This is a genomic window from Microbacterium fluminis, from assembly GCF_051549805.1.
Classification (GTDB): Bacteria; Actinomycetota; Actinomycetes; order Actinomycetales; family Microbacteriaceae; genus Microbacterium.
Window position 1 is genome coordinate 221,471 of sequence record NZ_CP196042.1, and the last position, 21,188, is coordinate 242,658.

The following is a 21,188-nucleotide window of genomic DNA, read 5'->3' on the forward strand; positions in this document are numbered from 1 at the left end:
GCGGCATCCGGTCCTCTCGTCTGTTCGCGCGCCGACTCCCTGCACCACCACCGGCCTCCGCCGCGGACATCGCGACGGAGGCCGGAGAGCACCTCGGCAACGGGAAGGGCCCCGGCGCGATGCGCCGGGGCCCTCCGTGAGACCGGGGTCTCAGTTGATGCGGCTGTAGTTGTTGTCGGCGCCGTACTGGTAGATGCCGATCGTCGCCTCGGTCGGGTCGCCGCTCGCGTCGAACGTGACCGGTCCGGAGTAGCCGTCGTAGTCGGCCACCTTGCCCGAGTTGATGATGTCGGCGCAGGCGGCGAACGTCGTGCACTTCTCGCCGTTGCCCGAACCGCCCGACACCTCCTGCAGCTTGCCGGCGATGTCGGTCGCCTTCGTCGACTTGGCCGCGAGCGAGGCCAGGGCGAGCAGGACGACCGCGTCGTAGGACTCACCCGCGTACGAGTAGTCCTCGAGCGCCTTGTTGCCGGCGGCCGTCCAGACGGTGTTGAGACGCTGCTGGAAGTCGCTCGCGAGCTTCGGGCCGGGGAGCGTTCCCTTCGCGCCCTCGAGCGGGACGGTGACACCGGCGCCGTAGTTCTTCAGGTTGCCGTCGACCAGGTAGAAGTTCTTCGCCGCGATGCCGGCGTTGACCATCAGCGGGGCGATCGTGGTGAACTGGTCGAACGTGATCATCACCACGGCGTCGGGCTTGGCCGCCATGATCGTCGCGACCTGCGCGTCGAACGAGGCGTCGCCGTCGTTGTAGGACGCCTCGGCGACGACCTTTCCGCCGGTGGCTTCGAACACCTTCTTGACCACGCCGAACAGGCCGGTGCCGTAGGCGTCGTTCTGGTAGATGATGCCGATGTTCTTGTGGCCGTCCTCGGCGATCTGGTTGGCGAGCACCTCGCCCTGGAGCAGGTCGCTCGGAGCGGTGCGCCAGTAGAGGCCCTTGTCGTCCCACGTGGTGAAGTCGGGCGAGGTGTTGGCCGGCGAGAAGGTGATGATGCCCGCCGACACGTTGCTGTCGAGGAAGAGCTTCGTCACACCCGAGGCGGCCGCACCGATCATCGCCGACACGCCCGCGCTCTGGAGCTTGGGAACCGTGGTCTCGAACGCCTTGTTGTCGGCGTCGCCCGAGTCTCCGTACGTGGGGTCGACGGTGATGCCCTTGGCGGCCTTGTTGACCTCGTCGACGGCGAGCGCGACACCGGCCTCCTCGGGCGGTCCGAGGAAGGCGAGGCTGCCGGTCTGCGGCAGGACCGTGCCGATCTTCAGGGTGAGGTCGCCGACGGGCCCCGACGAGGCGGACGACGATGTACCGCCTCCTCCACCGGCACAGCCGGCAAGGACGAGGGCGCTCGCACCGACCATGGCGAGGCCGCCGAGGATCTTTCCGGTGCGGGAACGGGAGAAGACGTTCATAGTGCTCCTTGCTGTGAATGAACGCGGGGCGACATAGGGCCTGCCCCAGTGACCCCAACCTAATCGCCCACTCGTCTCGCCAATGTTGCGAGTCGTTAACGATGCGTTACGCAACCCAATCGTTATCGAGAGGTGGAACGCAGTCCCACGGATGCCGCGCCTCCGCGTCACGTCGTCCCGCCGGGACGGCCGACTCAGACGACCGGTGCGACGTCGGAGACGCGGGTGCGTCGCGCCGCGGCGAGCGAATCCGCGGTCAGCAGCAGGAGCGCGAGCCATACGATGGCGAAGCCGATCCAGCGCTCGAGACTCATCGGCTCGCCCAGCAGCCACGCGCCGGTGATGAACTGCATGATCGGCGTGATGAACTGCAGCATCCCGATCACCGTCAGCGGCACCCGCCGGGCGCCGGCGGCGAAGAACAGCAGCGGTGTCGCCGTCACCACGCCGGCCAGCGCGAGCAGCACGGCGTGCCCCACCCCGGCGGTGCCCATCGTGAGCCCCGCCGTCGCGGCGACCACGCCGAGCTGTACGGCGGCGATGGGGGCGAGCCACACCGTCTCGAGGGTCAGTCCGCTGACCGCGTCGACGGCCGGACCGATCCGCTTCTTGACCAGCCCGTACAGCCCGAACGAGGCGGCGAGCGACAGGGCGATCCACGGGAACTCGCCGTAGCCCACCACGATCACCGCGACGGCGACGGCGGCCAGGGCGATCGCGGCCCACTGCGTGGCGCGCAGCCGCTCCCGCAGCACGAACACCCCGAGCAGCACCGTGACGAGCGGATTGATGAAGTAGCCCAGGCTGGTCTCGATGACGTGACCGCTGAGGGTGGCGAGGATGAACACCTGCCAGTTGACGTAGATGAGCGCTCCCGCCAGCGCCGTCCACGCGAGCAGACGCGGCTGCCGCACGATCCGCAGGAGCGCCGCCCAGCCGCGCGTGACGGTGAGCAGCGCGGCGCACACGATCACCGACAGCAGGATGCGCCAGGCCACGAGCTCCCACGGGCCGGTGGGCACCAGCAGCAGGAAGTAGAGCGGCAGCACGCCCCAGATGAGGTACGCCGCGAGCGTGTAGCCGCCGCCGAGCGTCCGTTCGCGCGCCGCGGCGTCGGTTGCGGGCTGGGGCGGACGGGTCACCGTTTCAGACTACGGCCGCGACGGTGACCGTCCGGCGTTCCGTGCGGGGCTGCCGCGCCGTATGCCGCACGATTTCTGCCGACCTCGACTCGATCCGCGCCCGCACGTGACGAAGGGCCCGGATGCCTCGGCATCCGGGCCCTTCGCAGGGATGGAGACGTCTCAGCGGACGACGACCGCGAGCACGTCGCGGGCCGAGAGCACGAGGTACTCGTCGGCGCCGAACTTGACCTCGGTGCCGCCGTACTTGCTGTAGATGACGCGGTCGCCGACGGCGACGTCGAGCGGAACACGGTTGCCGTTGTCGTCGATGCGGCCGGGGCCGACGGCCACGACCTCGCCCTCCTGGGGCTTCTCCTTGGCGGTGTCGGGGATGACGAGACCACTGGAGGTGGTCTGCTCAGCCTCGACCTGCTGGATGACGATGCGGTCCTCGAGCGGCTTGATGGAAACCGACACGGTCTACCTCTTCTTTCTGAACGCTTCGGTACGGAAGACTCGTTAGCACCCACGCATGGAGAGTGCTAACCACAGTCTAGGGATCCACTGGCACTCACGCAACGCGAGTGCCAGCCCGCGGTCGACGGGAGCGGATCGGCGAACTCGGACAAATAAGTAGTCCGAGACCTTGGGGTTTGCTGTGCATCGGCGTACCATCTCAGCCACGCGGAGCTCCCTGGGGAAGCGGAGGTCCGGGACGGGCGAAGATGCCCGGGACGACTATCTGGGGGGATGTCTGACGTGGCTGAGCCGTATTTTCTCGCCGTCGACGTCGGCACGAGCCGGACGGGAGCGGCCACGGCGCGCTTCGCCTCCGACGGCTCGATCGTCGCGGCGACCTTCGCACTCGGACGACGCGGCGACACCGTCGCCACCGTCGCATTCGCCGGCGACGACGGTGAGCTCCTGTTCGGGGATGCCGCGGAGCGTCGCGGCATCCTGCAGCCCGAGCGGCTCGTGCGGGAGTTCAAGCGCAGCATCGGCGACGATGTGCCGATCGTCGTGGGCGGGCGATCCGTGCCGCCCGAGCACCTGTTCGCGCGGACCGTCGCCGACGTGGTCGCGACCGTGTCCGCCCAGGAGGGGTCCGCCCCGGCCGGCATGATCCTCACGCACCCCGCCGCATGGGGCGCCCACCGGATCGGACGCGTGACGGCGGCCTTGGCAGCTGTCGGGATCCCCGAGGTCGCCCTCATCACCGAGCCCGAGGCGGCCGCGCGGGAGTATGAGGCATCCCGCTCCCTCTCCGATGACGAGACTCTCGCCGTCTACGACCTCGGCGGCGGCACGTTCGACTGCGTGCTGCTGCGTCGCGAGGAGGGCGCGTTCGCGCTGCGCGGCGAACCCGCCGGCCTCGACGACCTCGGCGGCGCAGACTTCGACGACGCGGTGCTGCGGCATGTGCTGCGCGCCGCACAGGTGTCGCCCGAGGCGCTGGCCGACCCGTCGTCCGACGCGCGTGTGGCCATGTCGCAGCTGCGCCGCGAGTGCGTGGATGCGAAGGAGGCCCTGTCGTTCGACGCGGACGTCGTCGTGCCGGTGCTCGTCGATGCGACGCGATCGAGCGTGCGTCTGACGCGTGCCGAGTTCGAGGACATGATCGACGCTCCGCTGGGCCGCTCGATGGACGCCCTCGAAGACGCTCTGGAATGCTCCGGTCTGGAGCCCGCAGACCTCGCCGCGGTGCTGCTGATCGGCGGCTCCTCGCGCATCCCGCTGGTCGCCCAGCGCCTCTCGGAGCGCTTCGATCTCCCGGTCGCGATCGACGCGGATCCGAAGGCATCCATCTCCCTCGGCGCGGCCCGTACGGCGCTCGTGCGCGCGACCGCACTGAGCATCGGTGCCCCCGGGCATCCCTTCGAGTCCGACGACGTGCTCGAAGGGATGCCCGAGGCGCCGGAGCCTCTCCACCTCGAGAAGGCCGCGGCGTCGTCGCCCGGTCCGGGCGTGCGCTACACGATCGCCCTGTCGGTCGCCGCGGTGATCGTGGCGGCCGGGATCGTGTTCGGCAGCACGATGACGGCCGGGAGCGAGGGCACCTTCGTACCCGCCGCCGAGGTGATCACCCCCGCCCCTCGGACGACGACGACGCCGGCGCCCACTCCGGCACCGACCCCCGCGGCCGACGCGGCCGACGCGGCCGTGCCTAGCAGCCCGGTGATCGAGACGGTCGCCGAGCCGCAGCGTCGCTACATCCCCCGGGTCGACCCGGCACCGCGCCGCCCCGACGGGACGGTGCCGCGCAAGACCACCACCACGCCCAGTTCGCCCGTGGGCGCGACGAAGCCCACCGACGCCGGCGGCACGGGTCCGAGCACCTCGACGGGCACTGCGCCGAGCGCCGCCGACGCCACCCAACCCGGTTCGGGGAGCACCTCTACGGGCAGCACCGGCGACACCGGCACGACACCGTCGACGAGTCCCGAGCCCAGCGCGTCGTCCACGCCGACCCCCTCCGACCCGCCTCCGGTCGTGCCCGACCCAACCCCCTCCGACCCGCCGCCCGTGCTGCCCGACCCCGTGCCGTCCGACCCGGCACCGGCCGACACCGCGCCGCCGGCCGATCCCGCGCCCTCGCCCGCACCCGAGCCGACGCCCGACCCGAGTCCCGGTCCCCCGATGGAACCGGTCATCACCTGAGTTCCGGGCTGCCGATCATGTCCTCCACGATCTCTTCCCGGGCGACGCTGTTCGCCTCCGTCGCGCCGCTCGGCGCCCGCGCCGTCCGGCCGGTCTCCGACGCCCTCGTCGACGACACCGCACCCCGTCTGCTGCTGAGCGGACCGTCCGGGTCGGGCAAGACCGCCATCCTGCGCGCAGCGCAGCGTCTGCTGGTCGAGCGGGGAGTCCCCGTCCAGGCGCTCGGGCCCGGCACCGTGGTCGCCGCCGTGCCTGTCGCGACCGTGCTGCTGGTCGACGACCTGCACGCGCTCGCGCCCGACCGTCTCGCGGCCGTGCTCGCCCGCGCCGAGGATCCGGACTCCGCTCTCGTGGTGTCGAGCCGGCCGTGGCCCCTCACCGCCGCGTCGAGCACCGTGGCGCGTCTGCTCGAACGCAGCCGGCCGCCCGTGGTGCTCGGCCAGGTGACCCGTGCCGACGTGCTCGACCACCTCGCCGGCTCCGAGCAGATCGACGGCGGATGCCTCGATCACGTCCTGACGATCACCGGCGGGGTGACGTGGCTGGTGGCCGCCGCGCTGGCCGTTCACGACGCGCGCGACTGCGACGCCGACGGTGGGCACGACGCGCTGGACGGGATGCTCCGCCACCACGTGAACCACCGGCTCGCTGCCGTCGACCCCGAGGTGCGGCACGCGGTCGAACGCGCGGTGGCGGAGGCATCCGCGTCCGATCCCTCGTCCTCCGCCGACGGCACCGGCCCCGCCGACCGGGACACGGCGATCGCCGCCGGGCACGCCGAAGGACTGCTGCTGCGCGACGGGCGCTGCGTCCCGGCGGTGCGCGACGCGGTGCGCACCTCGCCGTCGACACCGCGACCTCTCGCCTCGGCGGACTTCCTGACGCGACGCGCCGGATCGGCGTGGGAGCGCGGGGACGTGGACGCCGCCGCACGCCTGATCGACGAGGCGCTGACGGCAGCGGACCGCACGCCCGAGATCGACGACCGCCTGGCGGATCTGGCCGTGGCGACGTGGTCGATGCGCGGCATGCTGGCCACGGGATGCGCGTTCGCCGCCGCGCTGGGCGGCGGTCGGGCGGGCGCGGCGCGCGGCTACATCGCCCGCTTCGCCACGGGCGATCCGGGGACGGTCACCGCCGTCGAGCGCATGGCCGACGCCGTGCCCTCGACGGTCGCCGTCGCGACCGGGCTGCTGCGTGACGGGCTCGAGGCATCCCTGCACGCGGAGGAGACGGATGCCGCGGTCGCCCACCTCGTGCGCGCGTCCCACCTCTTCTCGGCCGCGCGCAGCAGCACCGCGCTCCCCGAGCTGCCCGCGATCATCGCCGCCGCCGCCGCCGCCGCAGCGGGCGATCTCGCCACCGCCGGCGCGGTCGTGGATGCGGCGCTGGACGCGCGCTCGGGGAGCGAGTGGGTTCGCTCGCGGCTGCTGCTGTGGCGGGCGTGGGTGTCGCTGCAGCAGGCGCACGGCCCTCAGGCGCGTGCCGCGCTGGAGGCATCGTTGACGCTGACCCCCACGCCGGCGCCCCGCGACGAGCTCATGGCGCAGGCGGTCCGCATCGGGCTGGCGCGCCGCTACGACGATTCCGCCGCACTCGCCGAGGCCTGGGAGAACGGCCGTTCCAGCCTGATCGACGCCGACGTAGACCTGTTCACCATCCTCCCGCTGACGGAGTTCGTGTGCACCGGGGCCCGACTGGGCGACGAGACCGCGACACGGGTGCCGTTCGAGCGGGCGCGCGCACTCGTCGCAGGGCTCGGCTCGCCGGCGCTGTGGGCGGCCCACCTGCACTGGGCCGGCATCCAGACCGGCATCCTCCGCAATCGCCCGGAGTCGCTCGGCCCCGACGCGCACGCTCTGGTGGAGGCATCCGCCGCCAGTCCCGTCGCCGCGACGATGGCCGCCGCCGGCCGCATCTGGACCTCCGTGCTGGCGGGCACCGTCGACGGCGACGAGGTGGAGGCCGCCGCGCGCGGTCTCGCCGCGATCGGGCTGCCGTGGGATGCCGCGCGCCTCGCCGGCCAGGGCGCCGGCCGCTCCGACGACCGCCGCAGCTCGGCGCGACTGCTCGCCTGCGCCCGCGAGCTGCACCCGCAGGACGTCGGCCGAGAACCCGAGTCCGACGGCGCCGTCGCCGACGTCGTCGACAGCGGGCTCAGCGAGCGCGAGATCGACGTCGCCCGGCTGGTGGTGCAGGGCAAGACGTATGCCGAGATCGGAGAGATCATCTTCATCTCGCCGCGCACCGCCGAGCATCACATCGCGAGCATCCGCCGCCGTCTCGGTGCGACGTCGCGGTCGGACCTCATCGCCAAGCTGCGGGTCGCCCTCGGCGGCGCACGCCTTCACGCGGGGCACGCCTCATGACCACCCCGCACCGCACCGCCGAATCCCCCATCGCCCCCGCGGGGTCGGGGGGAAACCCCCGATTCGCCCCCGAGGCCGATCTTCTAGCCTCAGCAGAGAATCTCGAAGTGACAGGAGTCCCGTCATGACCATGCCGCTGGCAACGATCGCCGAAGCCCTGATCGAGTTCATCCTGAGTCTTCTGCGCGATCCCGCCGCGGCCGCGGAGTTCCAGGCCGCTCCGGAGGCGACGCTGGCCAAGAAGGGCCTGGGCGACGCGTGCGCCGACGACGTGCGCGCCGTCGCACCGGTGATCGTCGATCGCCCCGACGTGCAGCCGCGGCACACGGCGACGGCCACGGCCACCGACCCGGCGATGGCCACCACCGCCGTGCAGCGCGAGATCATGAGCATCACCAACAGCTTCCACATCGACAATCGGGCCACGATCGTCGACCAGTCGGTCAACCAGAACATCTGGGCGCACGGCGACGTGAACCAGATCTTCGACCAGGAGGCGATCCTCAACACCGGCGACGGAGGAGCGGCGGGCGGACACGACGCCACCGTCGACCATTCCGACACGACCGTCACCGTCGGCGACGTGTCGATCGGCAACACCGATACGACCACGACGATCACCGACTCGTTCGACAACGCGCCCACCACCACCGAGACGACGACCGACAGCGTGATCGACATCACGCCGGCCGAGACCGCGGCGGAGGCCGCCGAGGCGCCGGAGGGCGCGGATGGTCCGGAGGGTCCGGTCGAGGCCACGCCGACCCCGGTCGAGCCGGAGGTCCCGGCCTACGAGGACGCGTCGGATGCCTCCTCCCCCGCGGAGATCGTCGCCGACGAGCCGTTCGCCGCAACCGACGACGCCCTGGTCGTGGAGGATGCGCTGCCCGAGTACGACGACCAGGAGCAGCTGTAAGGAGCCCTCGTGTCCGATCCGCAGCAACACGGCTCGCCCGCGCTCGCCCGACCCCCGCGCACCCGCCCGGGCCATCGGCCCCCGCCGCCCCGGTTCGAGGACCCGGCAGAGCTCACCGAGCCGGCCGTCCCGGCTCGGCGCGCTCCCGTCCCGGTCGAGCACGCGCCCGCACCGCCCGTGTCCGCCCCCGCCGCTCCGCGGATGATCCGGGCGCGTGCTCCCGAGACGGCGCAGCCGCGTCGCCGGTCCCCCGATCGCCCCGCCACGACGAGCACGATCGGTGCCCCCGTCCTCACCACGCTCCCGCCCCCGTTCACGGTGCGGCTCAGTCAGTTCCTGTGGGTGCTGAGCCTGCTCGTCGGCGCTGTGGCCGTGGTGTACCTGTTCGCCATCCGCACCGAGCAGACGCCGCTCATCGTCGACGTCGTGAAGGGAGTGGTGACGGGACGCAGCGACGAGGCGTACCGCACGACCGCCGACATCCTGTACTGGAGCGTCTTCGGCATCGCGCTCACGCTGCTGCTCGTACAGGTGGTGCTGCTGGTGTCGTTCTCCACCCGCAAGCCCCGCGCGCGCTGGTGGCAGCTCGCGACGGTCGCCGGACAGGTCCTGCTGTACCTGCTCTCAGCCGAGCTGGTCTCGGTCGGACAGCACGGCCCGATCCTGCGGCAGGTGCTGCTCGCCCAGTGGGGGATCGCCCTCCTGGCCCTGCTCTTCAGCACCTTCCGCAACGCCCTGCAGTGGACCGCCCGAAGGCACGACGTCCGGCGGGTCGCCTCCTCCGGGGACGGTGCCGAGTTCTGAGGCCACCTCCTCCAGGCTGCGCACCACCTCGCGGGCGACCTCGGCGCCGGCCCGCTCGGTGAGCGGGGATTGCCCGAGGGTGCGCCAGCGGGCGATGGCCGCCTCGGCCGCCTCGCGCTGATCGACGGCCGACGCGGTCTCGGGGAGCCCGAGACGCGCGAAGGCGAGCGTGCCTTCGCCGCCGAGGATCCGCTCGGCCTCCGCGGCATCGGTCGCCGTCAAGGGCAGACCGCCCGCGCGCGCCCGCGACAGCAGAGCCAGTTCGCGCAGACCGTGCGCCGACGCGGAGAGTCGCTCGATGCCGGCGAGGATCGCCTCGGCGCCCGGCAGCGCACGGTCCCGGACGATCTCGCCGAGCCCGTCGAGCACCCCGCGCGCCTTCAGCAGGTCGGCGCGGGAGTCGAAGCGTGCGCGGATGAATCGCTGCAGCTCGTTGAGGCCGCTGCGCTGCACCAACTGCTCCGACAGCTGCGTCGAGTCGTGGGCGCCGGCGATGATCAGCGCGCTGGCGAGTCGGATGCCGAAGATGCCGAACCGCTCCAGCAGGGCGCGCCGCTCATCCTGCCCGAGCGCGGTCGTCTCGGTGACCCGCACGAACCGGTCGGCCGAGACGGTGAGCCGCTCCCGCACCTTGCGGTCGAGCGCCGCGAGCTGCTGGAACGCCCCGAACTCGTCCTCCCGCAGCGTGCGGGCGCTCTCGGCGAGCAGGCCCGCGACGGGCACGACGCCGAGGGCGAGCGCGCCCAGCTCCCCGTCGAGCTCGTAGCGGCGCGCGACCTTGCCCGCCGACAGCATCGAGTCGATGCGGCCCGAGCCGATCTCATCGGCGCGCGAGAGCACCGCGACGGCGTTCACGGTCTGCGACGAGCCCGCCGCCGTGTCGCGGAACGCCTCGAGGAAGGTCAGGTCGGACGCGTGCAGATGCCGCATCAGGTACACGATGGCGTCGGCCGAGGACGGTCCCGCGTCGGGGGTGACGAAATCGATCGAGCGCGCCGACACGTCGCGGGACAGCGATGCGATGCCCGGGGTGTCGATCAGGATCACCGAGCGCAGCGCCGAGGACGGCCAGCCCACCTCGATCCACGCGACCTCCTCCGCGACCGCGTCGCCGAGATCCATGAGGAGACGCCCGTGATCGCGGCGCACCGGCATCCGGCGCCTGCCTCCGGCATGCAGGTGCATCGTGACCGTCGGCGTCGCGTTGTAGCGGTACCAGGTCACCACGCGCGTGCACTCGCCGGCGTCGGTGGGTGCCAGACGCTCGCCGAGGAGGGCGTTGAGGAGCGTCGACTTGCCGGCCTTGACCATGCCCGCGAGCGCGAGCCGGAGCGGTTCGCGCAGCCGGGCGTCGAGTTCGTCGAGCAGTTCCACGGCGGAGGCGTCCTCGCGATAGAGCTCCTGCGCGGTCCGCACCAGCGCCGCCGCCTCGTCGCGAACCGACATCCTCACGCGCGCGTCGCCTCCACCGCCCGCGTCGGCGGGAGCGAGGGGATGCGCGCCCGCAGCGCCTCCAGCTGCGCCACCCGCGCCCGCAGCTGGGTCACGCGCTGCTCGCTCTCCCCCGCGTAGGCGCCCGCGGCCTGCTTGGCGGCCAGTACGGCGTCGGACAGCGACCGGTGGAGCTCTTCGGCGATGCTCCCGAAGTGGTCGCGGCATCCGCGCTGGACCACCCGGAGGCGGTCCTTCAGCTGCTTGCCGACCTGGAACTGCACCTCGTCGAGGTAGCGGCGCACGAGCGACTTCGCCTCGAACCGGCGGCGCGACAGGCGCGCGGTCTTGTCTTCCCGATAGGCGCGGCGACCGACCAGGATGCCCGCCAGCAGCGAGATCGGATTGATCAGCGACAGACCCAGCAGCCCGGTCGCCAGGCCCACCATCAGCACACCGCCGTACGAGCCGCGCACCCCGATGAACAGCTTCTCGCCGGCGCCCATCGGCCGATGCTCGAGCACCGACATCTCCTCGACGACGTCGAGGACGCCCTCGGTGTCGCCGACATCGATGAGGGGGACGTCGGACTCGCCCGCGAAGAACTGCGCCGCGACCTCCTCTGCCAGCCACCGCGAACGCTCGTCGGTCCACACGAACGTCTCCGACACCGCCGCCGAGACGCGCTGGTCCAGCCATTCGGTGATCTGGTCCCAGATGGGGCCGGGGTCGCCCTCGTCGATGGCGTCCTCCGCCTCACGCTGCACGGTGCGGATGCGATCGCGCAGATCGTGCTCCATGTCGGAGATGAGGTCGGCGACGCCGTCGTTGAGCGTCACCTGCCACTTCGAGGACCGACCGCGGAAGTCGTCGGCGCGGGCCTTCGCGTCCTCCAGCTGCGCGATCAGGCGGGGCGTGGTCTCCGGATGCAGGGTGGCCTCCAGCTCGGAGGTGAGGGACATCTTCAGCTGATCGACGACCGACACGAGATCGTGCACGGCGCTGCGGGCCTGGATGATCTCGGCGCGCCCGAGCACATCGCGGCGCAGGTGCGCCACGAGTGCCGGGAATCCCGATTCCGTGTTGAGCTCGCGGTCCTGCTCCTGCGCGGCGAGCAGGCGCAGATCGCTGGACACGGAGAAGATCGGCACGTCGCCGACATCGCCGAGGTGCGAGCGGTCGATGCGCTCGATGTCGCGCCATTGCGGGTACAGGTCGGTCTTGGCGAGCACGGCGGCCACGTTGGGCGAGACCCGCATGGCGTGCTTGAGGAACTGCACCTCCGGCTCGGTGTACTCCTGAGACGCGTCCGAGACCAGCAGCACGGCGTGCGCCAAGGAGAGGGCGGCGAGCGTTGCGAGCGCGTTGGTGGAATCCAGGCCTCCGACTCCCGGCGAGTCGACCAGGCGAAGACCGCCCTTGAGCAGCTCGCGCGGCAGCACCACTTCGGCGGCGAGGATGCGGCGCTCGTTGCCGGGATTGCCCTGCTCCGACACGAAGGCGGCCAGCTCGTCGATCGGCACGCGCCGCGCCTCGGGCGGGGTGTCCTCCTGCGCCTGGACGGTCACCCAGGCATCCGGCTCCTCGCCGTACCCCACCGACGTCGGCACGCTCGTGGCGACATCGTCGTCGACGGGGCAGACCGGCGCATTGACGAGCGCGTTGATGAGCTTGCTCTTGCCCTTCTTGAACTCGCCCACCACGATCACGCGCACGTGCGGGTCGAGCAGACGGGAGTGCGTGTTCTCGAGACGTCGAGCGAGGTCCGTCCGCCCTGTGGACGAGGCGAACCGGCCCACGTCGTCGACGATCGCCACCAACGCGGCGGCGGGCGCTGCGGGACCGACCCCGTCGGTCTTCCCTCCGGCCCCTGCGCCGTCCGCCCCCTCAGCCACTGCAGTCCCCCTCGACATGCGCTTCCCTCCACGCTACGACACTCGCGAACGTTCGGGGCGGGGATCCCCAGCTCCCCGCCCCGACATGGTCCTGCCCGGCCGCCTCACGCAAGGCGGCCGGGCAAGGTCTCTTCGTCGATCACATGTCGATCTCGTCGCCGACCGTCGCGTCCGGGCTGAAGAAGTTGCCGCTGTTCTCCCAGTCGTACTGGTTGCCCACGTCGGAGGTCAGTTCGCTGTTGAACGAGTCGGCGAACGCGTTGTCGATCGTGGAGTTGTCGGTCATCGAGTTGTCGGTCATCGAGTTGTCCGAGTTGTCGTTGAACGAGTCGTCGATGTCCTGCTCCCAGTTCGACCAGTCCGACGTCGTCGTCGACTGGTCGTTGAACGAGTCGGTGAACGTCGTGGTGTTCCACGTGTTGCCCATCCAGACGTCGCCCACCGAGATGTCGACCGAGGAGTTGTCGACCCACGCGTCGCCGCCGGCCGCCGCACCCGCGTCGCCGGTGTTGATGACGGCGCTCTGCGCGAAGCCCTGCGAGACGTCGCCGCCCGACGCGATCGACTGCGACACCGACTGGTCGACGACCGAGGCACGGTTGTCGAGGTGGAACGCCGCCGCGGCCCCCGCTGCGGCGCCGGCACCGGCCATGCCGCTGATCGACAGGTCGCCGCCGACACCGGTGTTGAACTGACGGACGCCGACGGTCACCGAGTGGTCGTTCAGCGTCGTCTCGTTGAACGAGTCGGTGTTGCGGACCGAGTTGTCGGAGTTGTCGCTGTTGTCGGAGTTGTCGCTGTTGTCGGAGTTGTCCGAATTGTCGCTGTTGTCGGAGCTGTCGTTGTACGAACCGTTCGTCGAGCTGTCGGTGTTGCCCGACTCCTCCATCGAGTTGTCGGTGTTGCCCGAATCCTCCATCGAGTTGTCGACCGAGTTGTCGGTCTCGTTCTCGGAGTTGTCCGAGTTGTCGACCGAGTTGTCGGAGTTGTCGGAGTTGTCGTTGCCCGAGTCGGCGATGCCCACGGTGATGTTGCCGTTGCTCGACCCGTTGTTGTTGCCCGAGTCGTTCGTCGAGTTGTTCGAGCTGTCGCTCTCGTTCTCGGAGTTGTTCGAGTTGTCGACCGAGTTGTCGGTCTCGTTCTCGGAGTTGTTCGAGTTGTCGGTGTTCACCGAGTTGTCGTTGCCCGAATCGGCGACGTTGCCGTTCTGCGACCCGTTGCCGTTGCCGGAGTCGTTCGTCGAGTTGTTCGAGTTGTCGGTCTCGGTCTCGGTGTCGGTGTTCGTCTGAACGCCGAGCCCGTTGGTGTTTTCGTCGGCCATGATCGTTCCTTTTCTCGCGGAGCCTGAGTGGCGCTGTACGGGAAGTCTCGTTCGCACCGCGACGGCGCACATCGGGAGGCATCCCCCGCTCCTCCGGGGACGGGAGGGGGATCGATGCGGGGTGTTCGGGGATCGCCGGGGGATCGGCTCCGTATGCTCGGCTGGTGGACCTTCGCGAACTGCACGCCCTGCTCACCCCGGAAGGGCTGCGGCTGCTCGACGCACTGCCACGACTCGTGTCGACCGCGGACGTCGCCCGCGCCGTCTCGCAACTGCGGGCCGACGGGCATTCGGCCGATCTCGTGTCCGCCGTCGTGGGTCAGGCGCGACTGCGCGAGCGCGCCCGGGCCAAGTTCGGCGACTTCGCCGAGCGGATGCTGTTCACCCGGGCGGGTCTCGAGCAGGCGACCCGCCTCGCGGTCGCCGCACGCCACGCGGCGCGGTTCCGCGACGCCGGCTTCGCCCGGGTGGCGGATCTCGGCTGCGGCATCGGCGGGGACGCGCTCGGCATGGCCGGACTCGGCCTGCGAGTGGATGCGGTGGATCTCGACGAGATGACCGCCGCGATCGCGGCGTACAACCTCGCCCCGTTCGGCGACGACGTCACCGTGCGCAGCGGCCGCGCCGAAGAGCACGCACCGGGCGCGGCATCCGCTCTCCCCTCCGACGCCGTGTGGCTCGATCCCGCCCGGCGTACGGCCGGCCACGGCGAGACGTCGCGGTTGCGCGCCGAGGACTACACCCCGGGGCTCGACTGGGCGTTCGCACTCGCCGACAGGGTGCCGACCGGGATCAAGCTCGGGCCCGGCTTCGACCGCGATCAGATCCCCGCAGGAATGGAGGCGCAGTGGGTGAGCGCCGACGGCTCCACGATCGAGCTGGTGCTGTGGTCGGGCGCCCTCGCGCGGGAGGGCGTGCGTCGTGCGGCGCTCGTGCTGCGCGGCGACTCCGCGCACGAGCTCACCGCCACGGCCGATGCCGACGACGAGCCGGTGCGCGCACTCGGGGCGTTCGTGCACGAGCCCGACGGTGCCGTGATCCGCGCGCGCCTGATCGGCGATGTCGCGCGATCGCTGCAGGCGGGGATGCTCGCCGAGGGCATCGCCTACCTGACGTCGGATGCGGCGCTGACGAGCCCGTTCGTGTCGTCATTCCGGGTGCGGGAAGAGCTGCCCGCCGACGTCAAGGCGCTGTCGAAGGCGCTGCGCGAGCGGGGCATCGGCACCCTCGAGATCAAGAAGCGCGGGGTTGATGTCGACCCTGCGAAGCTGCGGACCTCGCTCAAGCTGCGCGGCGACGGGGCCGCGACGCTGATCGTCACACGCGTGGGCTCGAAGCGCCTCGCGCTCCTGGCCGACCGGGTCTGATCCGCTCTAGCCGAACAGGTTCATCCGGGTCGCCGCCCACAGCAGCCAGCCGGCGCTGTAGAGCACCGACACCGCACCCAGGCAGATCGCCCACACCGCCGCCATGCGGTTCTCGATCGGGCGCCGTACCGCGACGACACCGACGACGATCGCGACCAGGCCGATCGGGAACCCCCACCCGACGAAGAGGGCGAACGCCAGCCCCGCGATCGCGAAGACCAGCGCCCAGCCGGCGAGACCCCGCGGCGGGCGGGATGTCTCGGGCGGTGCCCATTCGAGGGGGCGCTGCGCCTCAGGGTCGACGGGCGCGGCGACACCGACCGGAGCGGTGGGCAGGCGCGAGAAGCCACCGCGGTGCTCGCCGGGGAGGCCGGGCGCGGCCGCTGCGGGGGCGACGTCGGCCGATGGCGGCTCGGTCGCGATCGGCAGGGTGGCTCCGGGGACGGCGGCCGCCGGGACGTCCTGCTCGACCGTCGAGGGGTGGCGCGGAGGAGGCGGCGGGCGGAAGATCGGCGGCCGTGGAGCGGCATCCGGGTCGCTCATGCGTCGGTCTCCCCGATCTGGATCTCGGTGACCGGCAGCGTCGAGTCCGCGCCGAACCCGAGCGTGGACGGGCGGCGTCCCGACCGGATCAGCTCGGCCGCGAGTCCGGCGATCATGGCGCCGTTGTCGGTGCACAGCGACAGCGGGGGGATCCGCAGGGTGACCCCGGCGGCGGCGGCCCGCTCGGTCGCGACGTCGCGCAGACGACGGTTGGCGATCACCCCGCCTCCCAGCAACAGACGGGGCACCTCGAACCGGGCGCACGCGTCGAGCGCCTTCGTGACGAGCACGTCGACGACGGCCTCGCGGAACGAGGCCGCGACATCGGCGACCGAGTAGTCGCCGTCCTGCTGCTCGACCCAGCGGGCGACGGCGGTCTTCAGTCCGGAGAACGAGAAGTCGTAGCGGTGCGCGTGCAGGTCGGAGGCGCGCGAGAGCCCGCGGGGGAACCGGATCGCCGCGGGGTCGCCGGCGGCCGCCGCCCGATCGATCTCCGGGCCGCCCGGATAGGGCAGGCCGAGCAGGCGTGCGACCTTGTCGAACGCCTCCCCCGCCGCATCGTCGACCGTCTCGCCGAGCAGTTCGACATCGCTGGTGAGATCGCGCACGAGCAGCAGCGAGGTGTGACCGCCGCTGACGAGCAGCGCGACGGTCGGATACTCCAGCGGGGGCGCCGACGCGTCGAGGAGATCGGCGGCGATGTGCCCCACGAGGTGGTTGACGGCGTACAGGGGCTTGTCGAGCGAGACGGCGAGCGCCTTCGCCGCCCCGATCCCCACCATGAGGGCACCCGCGAGGCCCGGTCCGCTCGTGACGGCGACCGCATCGAGGTCCTCCAGACGGACGGATGCCTCGGCCAGCGCCGCCTCGATCGACGGCTGCAGCGCCTCGAGGTGGGCCCGGGCGGCGACCTCGGGCACGACGCCGCCGAAGCGGGCGTGCTCGTCCATGCTGCTGGCGATCGTGTTCGACAGCAGGGTGCGCCCGCGGACGATGCCGATCCCGGTCTCGTCGCAGCTGGTCTCGATGCCGAGCACCAGGGGCTCGCGGGTCACGTGCACGCCCCCGCCTCGGTCGAGGCATCCGCGTGGGAATGCGTCCATCCGCGCAGATCCAGCCGCATCACGATCGCGTCGACCCCGCCGTCGGCCGGGTAGTAGTTCGGTCGACGGCCGATCGGGAGGAAGCCCTCCGACGCGTACAGCGCCTGGGCGATGACATTGTCGTCGCGCACGTCGAGGAACACCTCGCGCGCCCCGCGCTCGGCGGCCTGCGCCAGCAGTGCGCGCAGGAGCGCGCGCCCGCGCCCGCGCCCGCGGGCGTCGTCGGCGAGGGCGATCGTCTGCACGTCGGCGTCGGGGGATCCGGCCGGGGCTCGCAGTCCGGCGTAGCCGCGCACGCGCCCCGCCTCCTCGGCGACGACGTACCAGTTGTGCGCCGAGGCGAGGTCGGCCTGCATGGTCGCCGCCGACCATGCGTCGCTCGGGAACGAGGCGCGCTCGATCACCATGATGGCGTCGAGGTCGGCGTCGGTCGCGGGCCGCAGGATCATGCCGTGACCCGCTTCGGACCGGACGGGAGGGTCACGTCGGGCGAGCGCAGGTACAGCGCCTCGCCGTCTGCGAGGGCGCGACCTGCCGCGACCGCGCGGGCGGCGGCGAGCGCCAGCATCCCCGCCGGCACCGACCGCGCGTCGTCGCGGCGTGCGCCGAGGTCGGCGAGGCGGGCGTCGAGCTCATCGCGCGGGGCGAGCGCGGGGCCGCCGGCGCGCACGGGCAGCCCGTCGTCGTCGAGCCCGTCGTAGACCGTGTAGGCGAACTCGCGGCGCCGGGCGTCGGTGACCACGGCGAACCGGGGCGTCGCGGCCCCGGCGACGGCGTCGGCCAGGAGCGTCTGCAGGGCGACCGCGTCGTGGCTGGGCACGGGGACGACGGGGATGCCCCTCCCCAGCGCGAACGCGCGGGCGGCGGCGATCCCGACCCGGAGTCCCGTGAAGGGTCCCGGTCCCATGCCGGAGGCGACATACGTGATGTCGCGGCCGCGTGCGACCGCGTCGAGCAGATCTCCGATCACCTCGGCGTGGCCGAGGGGGTTGTCGCTGGACGCCTCTGCCACCACGAACCCGTCGGCGTGCACGAGAGCCGTGGCCGTGCCGAGAGAGGTGTCGATGCCGAGGAACACCCTCCCAGGGTAGTCGCGCGTTCCCGTGCGAGGACGTCGGCACCCGTGGCGGCGCGGGCGGGCAATCCGGCGCGCCCCGCCGCACCGAACACTCTTCGTGCACACCCCGCCGACCGCCCGCCGCTCCCCCGCCCTCCTGACGCGGGAACGCGACCTCGGACTGCGCCGGGTCGTCGTGCCGACGGCGCTCGGCCGCATCGTGGTGCGCACCGGCCGTCGCGCCGGAGGCCCGGCCACGATCCTCCTCCACGGCGCGGCGGGCTCGTGGACGACGTGGACGCCGGTGATCGCGGCATCCGACCGCTCGGCCGCACCGCTCACCGACGTCGTCGCCGTGGATCTGCCGGGATGGGGCGAGAGCGGCGACCTGGCGGCGACGGCGGATGCCTCCGACCTCGCAGCGGCCGTGATCGAGGTGGCGCGCGCCCTCGGGTACGACCGGTGGCGGCTGGTCGGACACTCGCTCGGCGGGTTCGTCGCGCTCGAGCTGGCCGCGCAGGAGCCGGGATCGACCCTGTCGGTGACGCTCGTCTCGCCGAGCGGTGCCGGAGTGCTCGACGCGGTGCGGCGCCCGCTGCGCGGAGGGATGCGCACGCCGGGCTTCGCCGGAATGCTCCTGACGATGCGGCTGCTGGCGGCCTTCGGCGCCGGCGGACGCGGTCTCGTGCGGCTGCTCGCCCGCGCGGGGTGGATGCGCGCTCTGTCGGCCCCGCTGTTCGCGCGGCCGCGGATCGTGCACGCGAGCGTGATCGACGCGCTGCCGGAGGAGATCCGGCCGCGCGCGTTCGCCCGCGCGGCGCGCCGGGCGGCCGCCTACGACACCGACCGCTGGCGCCGGGTAACCTGCCCCGTGCATGCGGTGCGCGGGGTGCGCGACGTGTTCGCCGGTCCCGACGATCGCGCCGTGTTCGCGTCGCTCCTGCCGGGTTTCGTCGAGACCCGGCTGCCCGACGCCGGCCACTTCGCGCACATCGAGCGCCCCGATGCCGTGCTGACCGTGCTGCGTGAAGCGGTGCAGGGGAGCCCGGCGCACGGGCGCACGGATGTCGCGCTCAGGGTCGTCGCGTGACCGTGACCACCCGCGGCGCGTCGCCGTCGAGCTCGTCCGACGTGGTCGCCTCTCCCCCGACAGGCCGCTCCAGCTCGATCTCCCACCACACGTCGCGCAGGCCCTCGACCATGCCCCGGCCCCACTCGACGATCACCACCGACCGCTCCACGTCGATGTCGAGATCGTCGAGCTCCATCGCCGAGCCCAGCCGGTAGGCGTCCACGTGCACCAGCACCGGCCCGCCGACGAGCGACGGATGCGTGCGGGCGATCACGAAGGTGGGACTCTGCACCGGCCCGCGCACCCCGAGCCCCGCCGCGATCCCGCGGGTGAGGGTGGTCTTGCCCGCACCCAGCGGTCCGGTGAGCACGACGAGGTCGCCGCCGCGCAGCATCCGTCCGATCTCCTCGCCGAAGGCCTCCATCGCCACGGGGGCCGAGATCTCGCGCCGACCGAGCACCGGATCGAGCCCGCTCACGCCGAGACCTGCCTCCGCGGCACCCGCGGGCCGATGCGGGTGACGATCTCGTAGTCGATCGTGCCCGCCGCATCCGCCCACTCACTGGCCGCCGGGGCGCCCAGCGTCGGATCCCCGAACAGCACGGTCTCGTCGCCGACGCCGACGGGGTGATCGCCGACGTCGACCACGATCTGGTCCATCGCGACCCGCCCGGCCACGCGGAACCGCTGCCCGCCGATGACGACCGGTCCGAGTCCCGACGCCTGTCGGGGCACGCCGTCGGCGTAGCCCAGCGGCACGAGCGCCAGGGTCGTCTCGCGCTCGGTGCGGTGGTCGAAGCCGTAGGAGACGCCGTGGCCCGGCCCGACGCGGCGCACCGCGGCGACCGCCGCGCGCAGGGTCATGGCGGGTCGCAGTCCGAGGTCGGCGGAGGAGCGACCGTCGAACGGCGAGAGCCCGTAGATGCCGATGCCCAGCCGCACGCAGCCCAGGCGCGTCTCGGGAAGGTCGATCGCGGCGGCCGTCGCGGCGAGGTGACGCAGCGGCGGAGCGAGACCGAGCGTCGCCGCGACGCCCAGGCCGTCCTGGAAGGCGCGCAGCTGGGCGCGGTCCTCGTCGGGGCTCGAGTTGGAGAGGTGGCTGAAGATGCCGACGACCTTGAGCTTGCCGATCCGCTCGAGGCGCGCGGCCTCGGCGAGCACCATCCGATAGTCGGCGGGGGCGATGCCGTTGCGGCCGAGACCCGTCTCGAGCTTGAGGTGCACGCCGACGGGACGATCGGCCGATGCCGCGGCGGCCGCCGCGACCAGCTGGTCGAACGACGAGACGCCCAGCTCGACGTGTGCGGCCGCGGCTTCTGCGAACGAGGCGCCCGGCGCGTGCAGCCACGCCAGGACGGGGGCGGTGACCCCGCCACGGCGCAGCGCCAGCGCCTCGGCGACGTCGGCCACGCCGATGCGGGCAGCTCCCCCCTCGATCGCCGCGTTCGCCGAGCGCACCGCGCCGTGACCGTAGCCGTCGGCCTTGACGACGGCGATCACCTCGGAGGAGGTGAGACGGCGCAGGTGCCGCACGTTCGCGGTGATCGCACCCACGTCGATCGTGGCCTCGCGCATCACCCCGGCGGGCAGGCGGCTCATGCGGCGGCCGCCGACTCGGCCACGACGTAGGCCGTCGCCAGCCCTGCATCGTGCGACATCGACAGGTGCACCCGCGTGATGCCCCGCTCGGCGACGACGGCGGCGGTCGATCCCGACAGGGTGAACCAGGGGCGGCCGGATGCCTCGGGCGTCACCTCGATCTCTGTCCAGTGCACGCCCTCCGAGCCGCCGAGCGCCTTGATGAGCGCTTCCTTCGCGGCGTACCGGGCGGCGAGCGACCGCGGCGCGAGCGTCCGTTCGGCCGGGGCGAACAGCCGCTCCACGAGCCGGGGCGTCCGGGCGATGGACCGCTCGAACCGCGGGATGTCGACCAGGTCCACGCCGATGCCGACGATCATCGCCCCTCCTCCTGCCCCGGTGGCCGAGGCATCCGCCACCTTATCGCCCGTCCGCATCCCGCGAGGACGGCGGTGACGGGATCAGGATGCCGCGGCGTACCCCTCGCGCTCGAAGCCGCTGCGTCTGCGAGGATCCGCGAGAGATTCCGATGACGAAGCG

At 72.3% G+C, this 21,188-nt stretch carries 18 protein-coding genes; 5 read left to right on the forward strand and 13 right to left on the reverse strand.

The genetic code is table 11. The annotated features are described in order from the left end of the window. Positions 1-150: 150 nt before the first annotated feature. From ACSJDX_RS01000 to groES, 3 genes are all read right to left on the reverse strand, one after another. On the reverse strand, positions 151-1,410 hold the full coding sequence (locus ACSJDX_RS01000; RefSeq protein WP_438353745.1) for an ABC transporter substrate-binding protein: 1,260 nt from the start codon (positions 1,408-1,410) through the stop codon (positions 151-153). A gap of 194 nt (positions 1,411-1,604) precedes the next feature. Then, positions 1,605-2,552 (reverse strand): EamA family transporter RarD, encoded by a 948-nt coding sequence (gene rarD / locus ACSJDX_RS01005; protein WP_438353746.1) that lies wholly within the window; start codon positions 2,550-2,552, stop codon positions 1,605-1,607. A 162-nt stretch (positions 2,553-2,714) separates the two neighbouring features. Further along, positions 2,715-3,011 (reverse strand): co-chaperone GroES, encoded by a 297-nt coding sequence (gene groES / locus ACSJDX_RS01010; RefSeq protein ID WP_135063578.1) that lies wholly within the window; start codon positions 3,009-3,011, stop codon positions 2,715-2,717. A gap of 282 nt (positions 3,012-3,293) precedes the next feature. Between groES and ACSJDX_RS01015 the strand changes: the two genes are divergently transcribed. From ACSJDX_RS01015 to ACSJDX_RS01025, 3 genes are all read left to right on the forward strand, one after another. Next, positions 3,294-5,192, forward strand: coding sequence for an Hsp70 family protein (locus tag ACSJDX_RS01015; protein ID WP_438353747.1), 1,899 nt, complete (start codon positions 3,294-3,296; stop codon positions 5,190-5,192). 17 nt (positions 5,193-5,209) lie between these two features. Beyond that, on the forward strand, positions 5,210-7,561 hold the full coding sequence (locus tag ACSJDX_RS01020) for a LuxR C-terminal-related transcriptional regulator (protein WP_438353748.1): 2,352 nt from the start codon (positions 5,210-5,212) through the stop codon (positions 7,559-7,561). 124 nt (positions 7,562-7,685) lie between these two features. Next, positions 7,686-8,477, forward strand: a complete 792-nt coding sequence (locus ACSJDX_RS01025; RefSeq protein WP_438353749.1) for an IniB N-terminal domain-containing protein — start codon at positions 7,686-7,688, stop codon at positions 8,475-8,477. 624 nt (positions 8,478-9,101) lie between these two features. Here ACSJDX_RS01025 and ACSJDX_RS01030 read toward each other — a convergent pair. The 3 genes from ACSJDX_RS01030 to ACSJDX_RS01040 all read right to left on the reverse strand — a co-directional run bounded on the left by ACSJDX_RS01030 (position 9,102) and on the right by ACSJDX_RS01040 (position 13,928). Continuing rightward, complete coding sequence (locus ACSJDX_RS01030; protein ID WP_438353750.1) at positions 9,102-10,727, reverse strand: dynamin family protein; 1,626 nt, start codon at positions 10,725-10,727, stop codon at positions 9,102-9,104. Positions 10,728-10,729: 2 nt separating this feature from the next. Further along, the gene (locus ACSJDX_RS01035) at positions 10,730-12,607 is read right to left on the reverse strand and encodes a dynamin family protein (RefSeq protein WP_438353751.1); all 1,878 of its coding nucleotides are present in this window, start codon (positions 12,605-12,607) and stop codon (positions 10,730-10,732) included. Between the two features lie 139 nt (positions 12,608-12,746). Beyond that, the gene (locus ACSJDX_RS01040) at positions 12,747-13,928 is read right to left on the reverse strand and encodes a hypothetical protein (protein ID WP_438353752.1); all 1,182 of its coding nucleotides are present in this window, start codon (positions 13,926-13,928) and stop codon (positions 12,747-12,749) included. A 164-nt stretch (positions 13,929-14,092) separates the two neighbouring features. On the opposite strand from ACSJDX_RS01040, the gene ACSJDX_RS01045 reads away from it, so the two are divergent. Next, entirely contained in the window at positions 14,093-15,295 is a 1,203-nt protein-coding gene (locus ACSJDX_RS01045) for a THUMP-like domain-containing protein (RefSeq protein WP_438353753.1), read from the forward strand. A 6-nt stretch (positions 15,296-15,301) separates the two neighbouring features. Here ACSJDX_RS01045 and ACSJDX_RS01050 read toward each other — a convergent pair whose 3' ends face one another. Genes ACSJDX_RS01050 through tsaB form a run of 4 tightly spaced genes read right to left on the reverse strand, consistent with a single transcriptional unit; the run spans position 15,302 to position 18,019 of the window. Further along, positions 15,302-15,838 carry a hypothetical protein gene (locus tag ACSJDX_RS01050; RefSeq protein ID WP_438353754.1) on the reverse strand — a complete coding sequence of 179 codons (537 nt, stop codon included), beginning with the start codon at positions 15,836-15,838 and terminating at the stop codon, positions 15,302-15,304. Continuing rightward, complete coding sequence (gene tsaD / locus ACSJDX_RS01055; RefSeq protein WP_438353755.1) at positions 15,835-16,941, reverse strand: tRNA (adenosine(37)-N6)-threonylcarbamoyltransferase complex transferase subunit TsaD; 1,107 nt, start codon at positions 16,939-16,941, stop codon at positions 15,835-15,837. The genes ACSJDX_RS01050 and tsaD overlap by 4 nt, the downstream gene beginning before the upstream one ends. Further along, positions 16,890-17,390: a ribosomal protein S18-alanine N-acetyltransferase gene (gene rimI / locus ACSJDX_RS01060; protein ID WP_438353756.1), complete on the reverse strand. Its 501-nt coding sequence runs from the start codon at positions 17,388-17,390 to the stop codon at positions 16,890-16,892. The genes tsaD and rimI overlap by 52 nt, the downstream gene beginning before the upstream one ends. After that, positions 17,387-18,019 carry a tRNA (adenosine(37)-N6)-threonylcarbamoyltransferase complex dimerization subunit type 1 TsaB gene (gene tsaB, locus ACSJDX_RS01065; protein WP_438353757.1) on the reverse strand — a complete coding sequence of 211 codons (633 nt, stop codon included), beginning with the start codon at positions 18,017-18,019 and terminating at the stop codon, positions 17,387-17,389. Before tsaB ends, rimI begins: the two co-directional genes overlap by 4 nt. Before the next feature lie 97 nt (positions 18,020-18,116). On the opposite strand from tsaB, the gene ACSJDX_RS01070 reads away from it, so the two are divergent. Then, positions 18,117-19,088 (forward strand): alpha/beta fold hydrolase, encoded by a 972-nt coding sequence (locus tag ACSJDX_RS01070; RefSeq protein ID WP_438353758.1) that lies wholly within the window; start codon positions 18,117-18,119, stop codon positions 19,086-19,088. Here the strand turns inward: ACSJDX_RS01070 and tsaE are convergent. From tsaE to ACSJDX_RS01085, 3 genes are read right to left on the reverse strand one after another with little or no spacing between them, the layout of a single operon-like run. Next, a complete protein-coding gene (gene tsaE, locus ACSJDX_RS01075) occupies positions 19,072-19,548 on the reverse strand; it encodes a tRNA (adenosine(37)-N6)-threonylcarbamoyltransferase complex ATPase subunit type 1 TsaE (protein WP_438353759.1) in 477 nt (158 codons plus the stop codon). The genes ACSJDX_RS01070 and tsaE overlap by 17 nt on opposite strands. After that, on the reverse strand, positions 19,545-20,669 hold the full coding sequence (gene alr, locus ACSJDX_RS01080; protein WP_438353760.1) for an alanine racemase: 1,125 nt from the start codon (positions 20,667-20,669) through the stop codon (positions 19,545-19,547). Before alr ends, tsaE begins: the two co-directional genes overlap by 4 nt. After that, on the reverse strand, positions 20,666-21,028 hold the full coding sequence (locus tag ACSJDX_RS01085) for a holo-ACP synthase (RefSeq protein ID WP_438355023.1): 363 nt from the start codon (positions 21,026-21,028) through the stop codon (positions 20,666-20,668). Before ACSJDX_RS01085 ends, alr begins: the two co-directional genes overlap by 4 nt. Between the last annotated feature and the right edge of the window lie 160 nt (positions 21,029-21,188).